At 37.9% G+C, this 16,766-nt stretch carries 16 protein-coding genes and 1 pseudogene; 14 read left to right on the top strand and 3 right to left on the bottom strand.

The features are described from left to right. Positions 1-100: 100 nt before the first annotated feature. The 9 genes and pseudogenes from GOP56_RS07585 to GOP56_RS07550 all read left to right on the top strand — a co-directional run bounded on the left by GOP56_RS07585 (position 101) and on the right by GOP56_RS07550 (position 9,576). Positions 101-1,156, top strand: a complete 1,056-nt coding sequence (locus tag GOP56_RS07585) for a Cfr family 23S rRNA (adenine(2503)-C(8))-methyltransferase (RefSeq protein ID WP_163245292.1) — start codon at positions 101-103, stop codon at positions 1,154-1,156. A 488-nt stretch (positions 1,157-1,644) separates the two neighbouring features. Further along, on the top strand, positions 1,645-3,123 hold the full coding sequence (locus GOP56_RS07580) for an Lsa family ABC-F type ribosomal protection protein (RefSeq protein WP_163245291.1): 1,479 nt from the start codon (positions 1,645-1,647) through the stop codon (positions 3,121-3,123). 237 nt (positions 3,124-3,360) lie between these two features. Next, positions 3,361-3,555: pseudogene (locus tag GOP56_RS23840) on the top strand (IS3 family transposase); the annotation flags it as partial. A gap of 416 nt (positions 3,556-3,971) precedes the next feature. Continuing rightward, positions 3,972-4,658 carry a class I SAM-dependent methyltransferase gene (locus GOP56_RS07575; RefSeq protein WP_163245290.1) on the top strand — a complete coding sequence of 229 codons (687 nt, stop codon included), beginning with the start codon at positions 3,972-3,974 and terminating at the stop codon, positions 4,656-4,658. 281 nt (positions 4,659-4,939) lie between these two features. Continuing rightward, positions 4,940-6,505, top strand: a complete 1,566-nt coding sequence (locus GOP56_RS07570) for an ABC transporter substrate-binding protein (protein ID WP_163245289.1) — start codon at positions 4,940-4,942, stop codon at positions 6,503-6,505. A gap of 1 nt (position 6,506) precedes the next feature. After that, complete coding sequence (locus GOP56_RS07565; RefSeq protein ID WP_163245288.1) at positions 6,507-7,442, top strand: ABC transporter permease; 936 nt, start codon at positions 6,507-6,509, stop codon at positions 7,440-7,442. Continuing rightward, positions 7,439-8,227 carry an ABC transporter permease gene (locus GOP56_RS07560; RefSeq protein ID WP_240470196.1) on the top strand — a complete coding sequence of 263 codons (789 nt, stop codon included), beginning with the start codon at positions 7,439-7,441 and terminating at the stop codon, positions 8,225-8,227. Before GOP56_RS07565 ends, GOP56_RS07560 begins: the two co-directional genes overlap by 4 nt. Next, the gene (locus tag GOP56_RS07555; RefSeq protein ID WP_163245287.1) at positions 8,220-8,936 is read left to right on the top strand and encodes an ATP-binding cassette domain-containing protein; all 717 of its coding nucleotides are present in this window, start codon (positions 8,220-8,222) and stop codon (positions 8,934-8,936) included. The genes GOP56_RS07560 and GOP56_RS07555 overlap by 8 nt, the downstream gene beginning before the upstream one ends. Further along, positions 8,920-9,576 (top strand): ABC transporter ATP-binding protein, encoded by a 657-nt coding sequence (locus GOP56_RS07550; RefSeq protein ID WP_163245286.1) that lies wholly within the window; start codon positions 8,920-8,922, stop codon positions 9,574-9,576. Before GOP56_RS07555 ends, GOP56_RS07550 begins: the two co-directional genes overlap by 17 nt. A 201-nt stretch (positions 9,577-9,777) precedes the next feature. On the opposite strand, the gene GOP56_RS07545 is transcribed toward GOP56_RS07550, so the two are convergent. Further along, positions 9,778-10,224 carry a GNAT family N-acetyltransferase gene (locus GOP56_RS07545; RefSeq protein WP_003335792.1) on the bottom strand — a complete coding sequence of 149 codons (447 nt, stop codon included), beginning with the start codon at positions 10,222-10,224 and terminating at the stop codon, positions 9,778-9,780. A 459-nt stretch (positions 10,225-10,683) separates the two neighbouring features. Here GOP56_RS07545 and GOP56_RS07540 point away from each other — a divergent pair, with 459 nt between their 5' ends. From GOP56_RS07540 to GOP56_RS07525, 5 genes are all read left to right on the top strand, one after another. After that, positions 10,684-11,673: an ROK family protein gene (locus GOP56_RS07540; protein WP_163245285.1), complete on the top strand. Its 990-nt coding sequence runs from the start codon at positions 10,684-10,686 to the stop codon at positions 11,671-11,673. 1 nt (position 11,674) lies between these two features. Next, positions 11,675-11,824, top strand: coding sequence for a hypothetical protein (locus GOP56_RS23325; protein WP_174250663.1), 150 nt, complete (start codon positions 11,675-11,677; stop codon positions 11,822-11,824). Between the two features lie 336 nt (positions 11,825-12,160). Continuing rightward, positions 12,161-12,778 carry a sugar O-acetyltransferase gene (locus GOP56_RS07535; protein ID WP_003335797.1) on the top strand — a complete coding sequence of 206 codons (618 nt, stop codon included), beginning with the start codon at positions 12,161-12,163 and terminating at the stop codon, positions 12,776-12,778. Positions 12,779-12,799: 21 nt separating this feature from the next. Further along, entirely contained in the window at positions 12,800-12,949 is a 150-nt protein-coding gene (locus tag GOP56_RS07530; RefSeq protein WP_163245284.1) for a hypothetical protein, read from the top strand. Positions 12,950-13,351: 402 nt separating this feature from the next. Next, a complete protein-coding gene (locus GOP56_RS07525) occupies positions 13,352-14,560 on the top strand; it encodes an MFS transporter (RefSeq protein WP_163245283.1) in 1,209 nt (402 codons plus the stop codon). A 196-nt stretch (positions 14,561-14,756) separates the two neighbouring features. On the opposite strand, the gene GOP56_RS07520 is transcribed toward GOP56_RS07525, so the two are convergent. Both GOP56_RS07520 and GOP56_RS07515 read right to left on the bottom strand, forming a co-directional pair. Then, entirely contained in the window at positions 14,757-15,059 is a 303-nt protein-coding gene (locus GOP56_RS07520) for a hypothetical protein (protein WP_163245282.1), read from the bottom strand. A 519-nt stretch (positions 15,060-15,578) separates the two neighbouring features. Continuing rightward, entirely contained in the window at positions 15,579-16,205 is a 627-nt protein-coding gene (locus tag GOP56_RS07515; RefSeq protein WP_163245281.1) for a PepSY domain-containing protein, read from the bottom strand. Between the last annotated feature and the right edge of the window lie 561 nt (positions 16,206-16,766).

The following is a 16,766-nucleotide window of genomic DNA, read 5'->3' as shown; positions in this document are numbered from 1 at the left end:
TATCGGTGCTTTTTTGGCGTTTACTTTTAACGTAAGGGATAGACAACTCCTTTCTATTTACTCCTATAAAACTAGAGAGTCTTATGGAAGGAAGAGGAAGATGCAATTAAAACTAAACAATAAGTATAGTAGAATAAAAGAATTCTTAAGGGAACATAATTACCCTAGTTTTAGAATGAAACAAATATTGAATGCCATTTTTAAAGAAAGAATAAATAAATTCAACGAAATTCATGTACTTCCAAAATCGTTAAGAGAAATTTTAGGTAAGGAATTTGGAGAGTCTATTTTAGATGTTGTTCCTTTAAAGGAACAACATTCTGAGCAAGTCACTAAAGTCTTATTTGAAATTCCAGGAAATGGAAAAATAGAAACGGTAAATATGAAATATAAAGCTGGGTGGGAATCATTTTGTATATCTTCTCAGTGCGGATGTAATTTTGGATGTAAATTTTGTGCAACAGGTGACATTGGATTAAAAAGAAATTTGACCTCAGATGAAATAACTGACCAAATCCTCCATTTTTACTTACAAGGTCACTCAATTGATAGTATTTCTTTTATGGGAATGGGAGAAGCGTTAGCCAATGTACAAGTTTTTGATGCCTTAGATGTACTCACTGATCCTACGATGTTTGCTTTAAGCCCTCGTAGGATATCTATTTCAACTATTGGTATTATACCGAGTATAAAAAAAATGACTCTGAATTATCCGCAAGTCAATTTAACGTTTTCGTTACATTCTCCTTTTAATGAACAACGAAGTAAGTTGATGCCGATTAATGATAGGTATCCATTATTAGATGTAATGGACACATTAGATGAGCATATACGAATAACATCAAGAAAAGTATATATTGCTTATATTATGTTACCTGGTGTGAATGATTCTATTGACCATGCTAAAGAAGTAGTAAGTCTATTAAAAGGTCGATATAAAGAAGGACGTTTATATCATGTAAATTTAATCAGATATAACCCAACCGTCAGTTCTCCTTTAAGATTCGCAGAAGTTGATGAAGGTCATGTTGTTCATTTTTACAAAAAATTAAAATCATCAGGTATTAATGTAACCATTAGAAGTCAATTTGGAATTGATATAGATGCTGCTTGTGGTCAATTGTATGGAAATTATCAAAAGAGCAACAAGCAGTAATTTGAGGTGAAGATGATGCTGAATTGTATTTCATAAAAAAATTTGTTACTATATAAATACAATTATGAGAGGACTGATGGATGGACAATGATTAACTAATCTATATTTTTATTTGAAATGAATAACTTCAAACTACAAAATATAGGGTTAGTCTATCCATTTTTATAAATCAGTTTACACTTTATTTGTCATGATTCCAATGGCAAAAAAGAGCTTATTTACTATAAGTGAAAGACTAATCCTTCCAATTACAAATTGGGAGGATTTTTTATTCTCTCATAGTCAAGATTGATATTTTTGAATCTGTAACTTTAATCTAATAAGTAAAGGAGAGAGAGAAATGAGCAATTCAGACACTATTGTTACGCATGAATACTCCGTATAAGTCGTTAATATCCATCAAACTTATACGGAGAAATTTAGAATAGATGGATGTGCCGACTTTGTATAAAAAGTAAAAAGGGTTGATATACAAAGGAGGAATTATCATGTCAATGATACAAGTTCAAGACTTAACTTTTTCTTATCCAGGTAGCTTTGACAATATTTTTGAAGGTGTAAACTTTCAAATAGATACGGATTGGAAACTTGGGTTTATCGGTAGAAATGGACGAGGTAAAACAACATTCTTTAATTTATTATTAGGGAATTATGAGTATAGTGGGAAAATCATTTCTTCGGTAGAATTTAATTATTTCCCTTATCCAGTTTCGGATAAAAACAAGTATACTCATGAAATCTTTGAAGAAATTTGCCCCCAAGCAGAAGATTGGGAATTTCTTCGTGAAATATCCTATCTAAATGTTGATGCTGAGGTCATGTACCGACCATTTAAAACATTATCAAATGGAGAACAAACAAAGGTGTTGCTTGCTGCACTTTTTTTGACTGAGGGTCAATTTCTATTAATAGATGAGCCAACCAATCATCTAGACACTGATGCACGAAAGATCGTCTCTGATTATCTAAGGAAGAAAAAAGGGTTTATTTTAATTTCACATGACAGAATCTTTTTAGATGGATGCGTTGACCATATCTTATCTATAAATAGGGCAAATATTGAAGTTCAAAGTGGTAACTATTCTTCTTGGAAGTTAAATTTTGATAGACAGCAGGAACACGAAGAGGCAACAAATCAGCGTCTACAAAAAGACATAGGGAGATTAAAACAGTCTTCAAAGCGTACAGCAGGCTGGTCTAATCAAGTGGAAGCTTCCAAAAATGGGACAACGAATTCGGGTTCCAAGTTGGACAAGGGTTTTGTAGGACATAAAGCAGCAAAGATGATGAAGAGAGCAAAGAACCTTGAATCAAGGCAACAAAAAGCTATTGAGGAAAAGTCAAAACTGCTAAAAAATGTGGAAAAAACTGAGTCATTAAAATTAGAACCATTGGAATTTCAGTCAAACGAATTGATTGTTTTGGCTGATGTGTCTGTTAAGTACAATGACCAAATAGTGAATAAGCCAATTAGCTTTAAAGTTGAACAAGGTGACCGAATTGTACTTGATGGAAAGAATGGAAGCGGAAAAAGTAGTATCCTCAAACTAATTCTAGGAAATTCGATACAGCATACAGGCTCAATAAATTTAGGTTCAGGCCTCATTATTTCCTATGTCCAACAAGGTACTTCTCATTTGAAGGGACTTTTATCGGACTTTATTGAAGAGCATGAGATTGATGAACCGTTATTTAAATCCATCCTGCGTAAGATGGATTTTGACCGAATTCAATTTGAGAAAGATATATCTCATTATTCTGGTGGACAAAAGAAAAAGCTGCTTATAGCCAAAAGTTTATGTGAAAAAGCTCATTTATATATTTGGGATGAACCGTTAAATTTTATTGATATTTATTCACGCATGCAGATTGAAGAGCTTATTCAAAGATTTAATCCTACAATGGTTATTGTTGAGCATGATCAGGCATTTCAACAAACAGTTGCAACAAAAACTATATCTATGTAGTTAAATATGAAGAATTGAAGATATAATCAGTAAAAATCTGGTTATGAAACTATATGTTGCTTTAACTTTATTTTAAAGCAACATAGGGAACAAGCAAACGTCCGAATACGAGGGAGATTCGGACGTTTTTTCATAAATGATTATTCAGCTAAACCAATTATCAGCTATATTCATATCCTTTGTAATTTCATTTTATCTCCTTTCTGTTTATTAAATTATGGCATACACGATACCCTCTACGATATATCCGCAAGTTTTTGCAACCCACCCCCAAAAGGAACGCCGCACAATCATGTAGGAATTGAATTTCTCCAGAAAGAAGAAATTTATCGAACGAGCTATGAAAACTTTGAAGAGGCAAAACGAGCTTTGTTTTCTTACATGGAAGGTTTTTACAATCGGAATAGAATTCATAGCTCCATTGATTACTAAACTCGTAGCAAAATTACCTAATGTCTCTGCTAAAATGTATCCAAGATATGGACTCTAATCTAGACAGGAACCAATAAACGTAATTCAACAGTATATCTGAAAATAATGATTGACAAGTGGATACCTCCTTTGATAACATAGCAACCATCAAAACGTAATGATTACTATTATCATTTAGGAATAAAAAACTAATAGAAATGGCTTCATCACTATAATTGAATTTTTATTTTATCTATTCATTCTGCTAAAGAATAGGAATTTCATTTATATTTTACTGATGAATAAAATTGTATGTGGGGATTTTTTGAAAATCCTATATTTTTTGCGATTTTTAGAAAGAACACTAACATACAAAATATACATATCAGCCAAAGAAGTTAGTTTAATTTGAGATGTAAATATAGGAGGGTTTAAAAATGGTACAAGGATACGATAATTGGTGGCAAAAAGGGAATACTGGCGATCAGGAGATGGAAGACAGTCACCAAGAAGGATGGAAAAAAGTAATTGAGCTTATTGATATCGATGATGTGAAAAACCGAGATGTTTTGGATTTCGGTTGCAATCAGGGTGGATTTTTAAGGACATTGTATGATACCACGCCCTTTTATAGCGCTTGCGGGATTGATTTAGCTAAAAAAGCGATTGGGGTTGCAAAAGAACGTGTCGATGGGTATCCGATCGAATATTTTCAAACGGGAGATGCTGCTTCATTAGAAAGAAAGTTTCATACGGTGATCAGCACCTCAGTACTATATCTGATTGAAAATATAGATGAACATTTCCGCATGATTTCGAATGTATTAAATGATGGCGGAGTCTATTATGCTTCTTTTGCGGATCAATCGAAAAATCCTAGCTTCGATTATATGAAAGAACAGATAGATCAATTTGGAGCAACAAAAATGCAGAACAAGACGCTTACTGAGGTAGTAGATAGTCTGATCCAAAATGGATTTTCAGTCGAGCTGCTTAAAGAATACACTGAACCGGTATATAGTGTGACCGATTATAAAGAATTTTATCTATCAGTTGATGATTATATTTTATCTTGCGAAAATTCTTATCTAATCAAAGCAAGGAAAACAGGAAGCAACGCTTAAAATGATTACGACACATTGCCAGAAATGAATCAACGGATTTCATCCTTGTAGAAAAGCGGCATGGGAAATGTCCGTCCGCCTTGCAAAGCAAAGCTGTACATTTTGACAGTGCGAGGGTATGAAGTGGGACCATGTGCTTGCTCATCCCCTCGAGTTTTGCTGCGGACAACGACTTTTCCCTGCCCAAGTTTGGTTTACTGTAAAAAACACACAAAGTTGTACGTTTGTTCTCAGACGATGTTGTCCTTTGAGTAGGAAATGTGAAAGGAATAAAGATAACAATGAAAAAAAAGTTCGGGATTGTAATTTCTATGCTGGCTGCCATTTCTCTTGTTGGCTGCTCTTCTAATAATCAGGATGCATCAAAAAAAGATGAGAAGGCGACAGTAAATATCGCTATTTCAAACGAGTCAAATGCTCAGAAACTAGATGCCACTTCTTATGATGCATATTTGGCTCTATATGGAGCAGTTTATGAGCCTTTAGTCGAATATGGCGAAAAAGGAGCCTTCAAGCCTGGTCTAGCTGAGTCTTGGGAAATATCAGAGGACGGGAAAAAATATGTATTTCATCTAAAAAAGGATGTCAAATTTTCTGACGGCAGCGATGTAAATGCGGAGGCTGTGAAATTTACTATTGATCGAGCAAAAGCAAAGAATGAAACAAGTGATTTGCAGACTCTGACAAATTTGGAAAAAATCGAAGTGATCGATGGTACGACAGTTGCGATGCATTTTACAAAAATATCCAATCAAGTATTAGCTGAATTGTGTCAGGCTCGTCCATTAAGAATCATGAGTCCGCATTCTGTTGAGGGTGAAAAAGTTGATGGAGCTTTCAAAGAGGCAATTGGTACTGGGGCCTTTACTGTGAAGGAAATCTCTGCCGAGCAAGTGCTGATGGAGCCAAATCCATACTATAATCATGGAAATCCAGTGAATTATCAGGTGAATTTCAAGACGATCGAAGATGGAAGCTCACGTACTTTAGCGCTTAAAAGCGGCGAGGTCGACGTTGTCGGAGGAACATTAGGCAGTATCACGGATAGTGACATCAATTCATTGAAAAAGGATAAATCTTATAATGTACATAAATTTGAAGGAACGAGGTCGCATTTTCTAGCCTTCAATCCTGATAATCAAGTATTGACTTCCACTATCCGTAAAGGGATCGAATTGGCCGTCAACAAGTCTACATTATCGGATAAAAAGCTGGTTGGCATATTCCAGGAGAACGTTAAATATGTTTCTACGGATAATCAAGAGAACATTCCGTATGATCTTAACAAAGCTAGAAGTATGTTTGAATCAGAGGGCTACGTAGAAAATGCAGAGGGTTATTATGAAAAAGCAAATAATGTGCTTGCATTTGATCTAGTTATCCAAACAACAGAATTTCCCGAATGGAAAGAACAGGCGGAAATTATTGAAAGCGACTTGAAAAAAGCTGGGGTAAAAGTAAATATCAATATCTTTGATAGTGAAAGCTACTATGATGTTTTATGGAAAACGAAAAAGTATGACATGATTTTTTATCGTACCTATACTGATGCACTGCTGCCTTATAATTTCTTGAACTCACTTTATCATAATACTGCTGAGGGACATGGAGTTCTTGCAAATGACACCAAATTGACGAATCTACTAGATGATTTTGCAGTTACAATCCAAGAAAAAAAACAGCAACAGATATTCGACAATATTTTTAAACGTATTTCTGAAGAAACACTTGCTATTCCAATCGATTACAAAGATGAAAAATTTGTTACTTCAAGCAAAATTTCAGAATTCCATTATTCTGGTGTATCCGATGTACCAATCGATTTTAAAAAACTTGTGGTGAAATAAGATGAATAAAGGGTTTTTTTTCTGGAAAACTCTACGTTTAGTCGTGAGTCTGCTGCTTTTTTCCTTTTTGCTGTACGAGCTTCTCTCCTTTTCGACAGGCGATCCAGCATTAGGTGTTCTCCGAAAGCTGGGGGTCCAACACGTATCCCAAGAAGCAATTGAAGAAATGAGAACAAGGCTAGGGATCGACGGGAACTTTTTGGATCAGTACTTTCGCTGGCTGCTTAATAGTTTAAAGGGGGATTTTGGAAATTCCTTTATGACAAATACACCGGTTTTGCAGATCATTGCAGAAAAAGCTGCGGTCACTTTGAAATTGATCGGAATCTCCCTTGTTATTTGTATTGTTTTTTCTCTAAGTTTGGGAGGCATGATCGGGAATTTTCCTGCTTTGAAATGGCTAAGACAGCTTCTTTCTGTAATGTTGTCGTTTCCTATTTATTGGATCGCTATATTGGCTATCTTTATTTTTGGAGTCCAGCTAAAATGGTTCCCTTTTGTAGGCAGTAGTTCTGGCAGGCATCTCGTCTTACCGATATTCGTTATCTGCTTTTCTGAGGGATGTTATCTATCCAAAATGGTAAGTGATTTAATTGTATCTTCAGCAACCAGCGAGCAGCAGATTATTGCCAAGTTTAGGGGGATCAAGTGGTATTATCGGTTTTATTATCAATTGAAGGAATTGTTCGTACCACTGATTTCTCTTTACGGCAATAGCCTAATAAATCTTATCGGAGGGACGGTTATCGTCGAGATCATATTCAGTATTTCTGGCTTAGGAAAGCTGTTGATGGATGCCATCTCCACGAGAGATTATCCAGTTATTCAAGGGATCACCTTGATCATTGCTTGCGTTATCTTTTTATTGAATTATTTCGTCGATTTATTGATCCAAAAAATTGATATGAGAATACAACTCGATCAAGGGGGAGAATGATGAAGAAGCATATCGTTGTTTTTTTCGCTTGTTGCGTTGTTCTTGCCCTTATCTTCATTCAATTAAAAGACCCTTATGCTATCGAGAAGAGCAATAGTTTGCAAGGGATGAGCTGGAGCCATTGGTTTGGGACAGATTATTTGGGAAGAGATTTATTTAGTCGAACTTTTTATGGCAGCTTCTATTCTTTGCTGCTGGCCATTTGTTCTTTGTTCGGAGTCGTTTTGGTCAGCTTGATACTAGGTGGGATATCAGGTCTTGTTGGCGGGCTGGTTGATTCCAGTATAACGACCATTGCGGATATTATGATCAGTATCCCATCATTGATTTTGACGCTTGTTTTTACAGGATTCTTTTCAAATTCGATTTTTACTGTAATGGCTGCGCTAATCATAAGTTGGTCAGGCAAGTACATCCGCTATATCCGAAACTTAGTTCTGAATATCCGCAAAGAAGAATTCATCATTTTGGCTCCTTTGAGGGGATCGTATGGAAAGCATACATTGTTTTACCATATCATTCCTAATATTTTTACAGAATTACTTTCCTTATTTCTAACCGATATCGGCAAAATTATTTTGAGTATCTCCGGACTGTCTTTCTTAGGTATAGGTGTACAACCGCCAACACCAGAACTAGGAACGATCCTTTTTGATGGAAAAGCCTACTTCTTCGTAGCGCCATGGATATTTATTTTTCCGGGAATCATTTTGAGTGCGATCGTGCTCATAACTCAATTCATCAGCAGCAAAATCAGGAAACGGTGGGGAATAGCCTATGATTGATCTATCCAATTGTTCTGTCTATTTCAAAGGACAAGCACTGCTAAAATCGATCTCACTGTCGGTTTCTAAAGGCGATTTCTTTTGCCTGATCGGTGAAAGCGGGGGTGGGAAAACCTTACTGGGCAAAATGATATTGGGCTTTTTGCCGAAAGAATTTCATGTCAGCGGCTCTATTCAAAGTAATCGGGAAAAGATGGAGATAATCCTACAGAATCCAATTGGGAGCATGCAAAGCAATGTTCCCGTGGAAACTCAATTTCATCATCTCTTAAAATCCAGAGGTATGAAAAATAGAGAAGAGCGTGAAAAGGAAATGCTTCAAGTTCTAAGCTGGGTAGGTTTTTCCGATCGTTCTAGTTTGCTTGCCAAACGTCCTTTTCAGTTGAGCGGAGGAATGTGCCAGAAAGTGGCACTGGCAATGGCTCTCGTTTCTGATCCGGAGATCATCATTGCTGATGAAGCCACCAGTGCTTTGGATGAACAAAGCCAGGAAACGATTCTAAATCTTCTGCGGGAAATTTACGAGAAAAAGCAAATGACCATCTTTTTTATTACCCACGACTTAACGATCGTGAAGAAATATAGTACGCACGTGGGTATCATTAAAGATGGACGATTGATCGAAGCTGGACCAACAAATCAAGTCCTCAGTAAGCCGAAAGAAAAGTATACAAAGGAGTTAATCGAGATCTTTGAAGGAAAATACTAGTTTATTAAAAATCTCTCAACTGACCAAAACATATGGAAACCAATTGATTTTCAAAAATTTGGATCTTCTCGTTGACACTGGCGAGTGGGTAGGAATAGTGGGTGAAAATGGTGCTGGGAAATCTACTTTCGTTAGGATTATAACGGGATTAGAGAAATATTCCCATGGACAAATTTATTTAGACGGACGCACTATGGCAACTTTTTCTAAGAAGGAGTGGGTCCAGCAGATTCAGCTAGTGACCCAATATACACGGAGAGCTTTGGATCCGACAAAAACAATAAAACAACTATTATTTGAACCGTTAAAGCAGTTCCAGCTTGCCCGCAAAGAGGAATATCTGCCAAAAGTCGAATCGGTGCTTTCTCGTTGCAACTTAACCGTTGATATACTTGCTAAGAGATCGTTGGAAATAAGCGGAGGCCAATACCAAAGAATCTGTATCGCTTTAGCTTTGCTCGTACAGCCTAAGCTCTTGATTTGTGATGAAGCAACGTCTAGTTTAGACAAGATCAATGAATTATGGATCATTAAATTATTAAAAGAACAGGAAAATATGGCAGTTCTCTTTATATCACATAATAAGAAGCTTTTAAAAGAAGTTTGTGATCGTTCTATTCAGCTAGAAGACTATAAATAAATTAGGGAGAATTTAACTAGTCCCGTGTTTTTCAAACCGCTTCTCATAGTGAGTAACTAAGATAACTTATTTCAATGATTTGCACTAAAATACAGCAATAGCGATGTAAATAGAAGAGCTTCTTAAACTCTAAGCCACGCTCAAAAATTTACCCCAGATAGCGCTGACGGTTTAGCTGGAGGGTACACAATACTCATTTTGTTAAGTTAGCTTTCGAGAAAGACGTGCCATAATTTCACCCCATGGAGCTTTACCAAGAACTTGAAAGCCTAGTTTTTCATAGAGAGAGGCAGCGGCTTGGTTGTCCGGGTGATAGGCTACCATAATATCTGTTGTATCTGGTTTTGCTTTTATTTTGTCTATAACCTGTTTCATGGTTTCAATTCCGTACCCTTTTCCTTGATGACCAGAAGCGATCATAAGTCTATAAATCCAGTATTGTGAATCGTCGGGATCTATCCCAAACATCACAAATCCAACCATTATTTGATCTTTGTACACGGCAAGGGTTTCAAAATTCGGTAAAAATTTTGACTGTGCTAAGGAATATAGATTTGAGGCGATAAAGTGTTTTTGATCTTCATGGGGCTGTAACTCAATACATTCTTCCCAGTCTTCAGAAGTTACTTCCTTTAGAATAAGTTCCACAATGATATCTCCTTTCATTTTATTTAGGGAAATTATACCACACAATTAACTACTAGAATTGGATATTTAACACAGTGTGAAGGGAGAGTAGGTTACAACGAGCAAATGGAGCCTTGCTGTGGTAGTTGGTTATTATTCCGATTGCGTATGGATGGGCAGATTATAAATATTTCCCCCAATTTTTATTATAAATCTCCTTGTTTATTGATATTTGAATTTACCAAGCGGGGGGCACTGACAGCCCCTAACGTCATATCCCCGCCGCTTGGAAATAATCCCCGATAATGCTGGCATTTCCTAAGACGTTCCAACAACGGTTATAGACAGGATTGTCTTAAAAACAACGGTAACTTTTTATTGACAACATTTCTGATAAGGATTAAAGTAAAGAATATTTATAAAGGGTATTTATAAACTATATTTATAAATGCCCTTTATTTTTAGGAGGCAAGCTAACAAATGAGCAAAAAAGTTAATCTTATAAAAGAGATTAATTTAAATAAAGTCCGTTCTGCCTTATTAGATGTTGAAACGGCAACGAAATCTCAGTTGGCCGAATTCACAGGTCTTAGTGTGGTTACCGTCAATTCCTTGATCAATACACTTATGGATACCGGAGAGGTTCTTCCGGATTTGGTATTGCATTCTGCTAGCGGACGTCCTGCGGCATCATTTCGCTATAACAGTACATTCCGCCTGGCTTTGATGATCTATATGCACGAATACTACGGACAGGACACCGTATTTTATGGCGTTGTCAATCTGAGGGGAGAGGTTATTCAAAGGACACAGCATGCTATTTCCAACGTTAATGTGGACAGCTTTGATAACCATATTGAAAATTTGCTTACTCAATTTCCGGCAATCAAAGCTATCTGTTTTGGGATTCCGGGGGCAGAAGTGAATCAAAAGATCGTCATAAGCGATTACGAAGAAATGAGGGAACAATCCCTTTCTGGTCATGTTAGCGCAAAATTCCATTTGCCTGTTCTTATCGAAAATGATATCAATGCGGCAGTCATGGGTTATTGTCATCTGAATCAAATTCGTAGCGATGAGTGTGTGATCGGACTCTACTTTCCCGATAAATACCCCCCGGGAGCTGGAATTTACTTGAATGGGAAAGTTTATAAAGGACGAAATGGTTTGGCCGGAGAGATCAAATATTTTCCTTTCGGTGTTCATTGGGAATCATTTAATTACAAATCTGAAGAAATGGAAGATGTGATGTTCAAAACCATTCAGGCATTTCTTTGTATGTACAACCCGGATCGGATAGTTCTTTATGGGGCAAACATCAGGCACCGTATCACTGAGATCATTCATGAAAGATGTCTGTTGCCGTTAGAGAAGATGATGCTTCCCGAAATTATTACGTCAGCGGATTTAAATACCGATTTTGAAGCCGGAATCAAACAGAGCGCATTAAGCATGATTGATACCAAATAAGATGCGGCAAAAAGAAGAGCTAGTGGATAATCAAAAACAAAAATATGAAAGCTCTGACGGATTTATGTTCTTTGGACTCATGCTGTACGCGGCGAAGGCTTTTCGTGAGGATGGAAGAATTGACTTGTTTGAGCCTCATGTTTGTGATTGAACCCCTCACGAAGAGTGTTGCCCTGCTTATTTCCGGGATTTCTCTAAAGCTATTATCGGTGTCTGTTTATGTATTTTTTCACTACTCTCTTCCCAAGCCCACATGGGAGAGCGTTTAACTGCTAAAGGATCGCTTTTGCCGGTTTTGCACAAGTGATTGCGTCGATATTGGAGCGTCGTATTTTCTCTTGCCATCGGAAAAGGCATGACCTTTTTTCAATGGCGACTAATTTTATTTATGGTGTTCTCTTGTTGTGAAATCCAGATGATTCACTATAAAGAATCTGTAAAATAGATACTATTTAACATAGAACAGCGTGAAGGGATGAAGTAGATAATGAATCAAAAGGAAAGAATGCTTGCTGGTCTGCCTTACAAAGCCTGGTTAGACGGATTAAGTGAAGAAAGAACAGAGAACAGGCTGAAAATTCAAGAGTACAATTTGTCAAACCCGAACGAAGAAGCCAAACGGAATGATTTGATCCGGCGTATTTTAGGAAAAACAGGTCCAATTGTATATATTGAACCGCCTTTCCATTGTGACTATGGGAAAAATATTGAGGTAGGCAACAATTTTTATGCTAATTTCAACTGTACCATTCTGGATGTGGGCAAGGTCGTCATCGGCGAGAATGTTATGTTTGCTCCCAATGTATCCATTTATACGGCTGGTCATCCGGTTCATCCAGATTCCAGAAATTCAGGTTATGAATATGGAATTCCCATCACCATCGGGGACAATGTATGGATCGGTGGCAATGTCGTTATCAACCCCGGTGTTACGATTGGAAACAATGTTGTGATCGGAGCGGGCAGTGTGGTGACGAAAGATATTCCAGATAATGTGATTGCTGTAGGAAATCCTTGCAGGGTGATCCGCGAAATTACGGAAGATGACCGGAAATATTATTTCAAAGACAGGGAGTTTGATGTGGAGGACTATTTGCCAAATTGATGCATGGACGGAAGATATGCGGTGGCGATCTTACTTTCAACAGGTACTACCGGTTGGAAGTCACTATATATGGAGAATGTGGATATGTTGGCTGAAAAGGGAAAAGTGTTGTCCGGAAAGCTCTACAAAACATCGGATGAAGAATTGATCAGGCAGCGGGATAATCGCTAGAAATGCATCATGATTCAGTAATTGGGGCCGGGAATGTCGTCACTAAAGATCTCCCACCGGGGGGCATTGCTGCCGGAGTGCCCTGGAGGATGATCCGTGAGATTACTGAGCTAGATAGCTGGAACGAATTACGGAATAATTCTAAAAATAGACAAGAGTGAATTAACTTAAGGTCTTTACTGGCTCGCTGATTCTTATTCAGAAGCTACCGTGAGAATGGAAATACCCACACTGGCAATTCGTTAGGAGTGTCTGAAGTATATTCCGGGGTTCATAAGCCGTTCATGGTTGTTAGAGTATCCAGATGAGACTATTTGTACGGATTAATTACAATGACAGTGACAGTGGGGAGCCTTGTCTATTCGTTGCAGCTAGTGGAGAAACGGAGATGAATCGAAGCATATGACATCAACTTACAACCAAAATCCTAGAATTGTACGAAATATCTTGTTTTTACTGTTTGCTTTGCCCGGAATTTCCTTTGCTTCATGGGTTTCCCGCACACCTGCTGTTCGAGACTTACTTCAGCTCTCGACCGCCGAGATGGGAATCATTATATTCGCGCTTGCTGCTGGATCTTTGTTGGGCCTGCTCACGACCGGTTCGGTTATCGCACGAAAGGGTGCCCGTCTTGTCATTATGGTCAGTTCTATGCTGATTGTGATTGGATTTGCGGCTATTGGGGTCGGTACGGCCCTGACATCGGTGTCCGTCGTAATGGGAGGATTGCTCATTTTTGGCTGCGGTTACGGCTCGGCGGAAGTGGCACTGAATGTCGAAGGATCGGCTGTAGAGAAGGTACTTAATCGAACGCTTTTACCTGCCTTTCATGGTTTTTTTAGTGTTGGAACACTCGTGGGAGCGGCTATCAGTGCCGGGGCTTTGGCCATTCACCTCCCGATCTTGGTCCATTTCTTGACCCTCGCTCTATTAATGGCTGCAGCAGTATATTACTGCTATCGTTACCTGCCGGAAAATACGGGAAAGGAACAAGTGAAGGTAGGAACTCCAAGGCATTCGGCTGTTAAACAGCAGTTAAAGGTATGGAACGAGAAGCGGACGTTGCTAATTGGGATTATTGTTTTGGGTATGGCATTTGCCGAGGGTTCAGCTAATGATTGGCTGCCGCTGGTTATGGTGGACGGCTATGGTGTTAACTCGCTAACAGGTTCATTTGTCTATGGTTTGTTCGTAGCCGCGATGACCATGGGACGTTTAACTGGAGGAAAATTTCTGGATCGTTTTGGACGAGAGCGGGTCTTATTGGGCTGTTCCATTGCAGCCACTATAGGATTACTGCTTGTGATCTGGGGACAGCATTATCTAGTCGCTTCGGTAGGCGTCGTCTTATGGGGGCTTGGGGCTTCACTTGGTTTTCCAGTGGGCCTGTCGGCGGCAGGAGATGAACCTCAAGGTGCTGCTGCAAGAGTCGGAGCCGTAGCCACTACAGGATATATCGCATTTTTGGTAGGTCCGCCTGCTCTGGGCTTCCTAGGAGAGCATTTTGGGTTATTGCGTGCACTGATTGCCGTATTTATTGGTATTATCATTGCGGGTTCACTTTCGAGAGCTGCCAGACCGCTGCAAAATCAAAATATTACAAAGAGTTAAAGAAACAGAACACCGTAATAGCTTCAAATTCATCGATATTCCAGGACTGTTATTATAATTAGAACTGGCAAGCCAGGTATACAAGAGTTTTATAATGTCGTACTATATAACAGATAAAAGTAGTATTTCGTATAGATAACTTAATTTATGAATTGGCAAATATAAAAAAAAGCCTCTGCCGTTACAGACAGAAAGGCTAAAGAGAGTGATCGGGGTATTTTTTAGTTTTCTTCTTACGCTTTTTTAAATTGATACGTTCAAACACCAATAGGTTCGGCGTTCTCTTCGTTATCTTAAAACGATTTGACAGCAGACAATGTCTGGCGTTACTAACCCTTAGTCCTACAGCAATTAATGCTACGCACGGATCGGCACTTCCTTCGATTTTGAAGTCGATAATGTCTCCATCTATATTGTTGAATATCAATGTGACAATATCTACATTTATTCGGCGTCGCGGACAATATCGAGAGGCTTTAATTCTAGATGAACATGACATGTTTCATCACCTCCCTTTTCTTAATATTCTATAATATTGTTGAAAGAGTATTTGGTAACGGCTGATTGTCCATTCGTTTAATAAGAAAAATCACTCATGTGCTTTCGCTTAGGTGAAACTACTGCAGCGTGACGGACTTCAGAACCAAATATTGGAGGAAATTAGTTACATATTAAATGGGGATGTCAACTGACAGCGGAGCAAGCGAACAGTTCAAACGGTCTGAGTTTAAAATGAATATAGATGTGGTAGATGAGTGGAAATGCATAGAGGAAATGAGACGTTTAGTTGAGCAACATTCCTTTAAAAAACTGTATAGTTTAGTGTTTTACAGTCCATGAACTAATTACGTTAGAATTGGGTTCCGATAATAAGCACTATGCAGACAAACGTCCGGTTTCCTAATCTGAGCGCTTGTTGCTGTTAAATACAAATGCACCCCTTGAATCTGATTTTCAAGGAGTTGTTCCTATCTACTATAAGGGGTGCACTTCTTTTAAGTGGAGAGTTTTTTACAGGTTATACTTCTTTTTTCTTGGGAGTAATAATCTCTCCTGTTTTCGCATTTATTCCAAAAGTGATCGAGCGTTTGGAATCTTTTTCACTAAACGTAATGTTATATCTGCTAAAATTGCTTACATAGTTGTCGATAACATTCACACTTGTAATCTCATAGGACTTTGTTTCTGGATACAAGGCGTAGATTTTATCTATCCCGGACTTTGCGTATGAAAGCACTTCAGTAGCCGTCAATGATTGTATGGTATAGCTGACTTTCCCCGTTTTCGCATCTACAGCAAAGTGAAAAAAGTTCTCTGAATCTTTTTCCAGTCTAATAACATACTTATCATACTCGCCTTTTGATACCACATCTTCATAGGCATTAATCTCATAGGATTTTGTTTCTGGAAACTGAGCATAGACTCGATCGATTGCTGCCTTCACATCCTTGTCCGCAAGAGCCTCGGAAGCTGTGATTTTTTTGTACCCTCCTGCATACAAACCTGCAGAATCTTGGTTTTGAGCTACAGTATTTTGAGCTGGATTTTCATTCGCACTTACTTGTAAACCACCAGATAGCGCGATTGCAGTGACCAATCCTAAAGATGCCAAACGTACAGACGATTTTTTAAGGTTGTTTTTCATACCAATTCTCCTTTTCGTTCATATAATTTGGGATTTCCAGTTCCCCCTTTCTTAGGTATAGGATAGTGAAGACTATTTAAATAAAAAGTGGGGTAAATTTAAAATTTTTATTAAATTCAGTTCAGCATCAGTGCCCGCTGGTAATCTTACTTTAAATATTGTTCGTAATGAACTACTTTCGGCAGAAATCGTTCAGTTATGTTGCAAGCTAGGTTACTTTTTCGATGAGACGGGGCATTTAATTATTAATAAGTACAAAACCCTCTAGAAAGCCCTAGAGGGTTAACTTTATGTAAACAACTTTTTAATCAACTTATTTACATTAAATGTAGTTCTGTTATACGGCTTGTTATAAGCATACGTTTAAGCAGATCAAGTCTCAATTTTACATATAAGGATAGTAAAGAAACAAATTAAAAGTGCCACAAGGAAAAGCACCCACTAAGGTGCCTTTTTTAATCCTATCATACAGAAAAGGGTTGAAGGGAGCAGTTTATTTAATTTTAATTCTAGCCCGTTTTGGATTGATCGAGCCATTAAATAAGTGAGTAAGCTGATACA

Source organism: Brevibacillus sp. 7WMA2 (assembly GCF_010748895.1).
GTDB classification, from domain to species: Bacteria; Bacillota; Bacilli; order Brevibacillales; family Brevibacillaceae; genus Brevibacillus_B; species Brevibacillus_B halotolerans.
The sequence above is the reverse complement of the archived record's forward strand: the minus strand, read 5'-3'. Positions and strand labels throughout refer to the sequence as shown.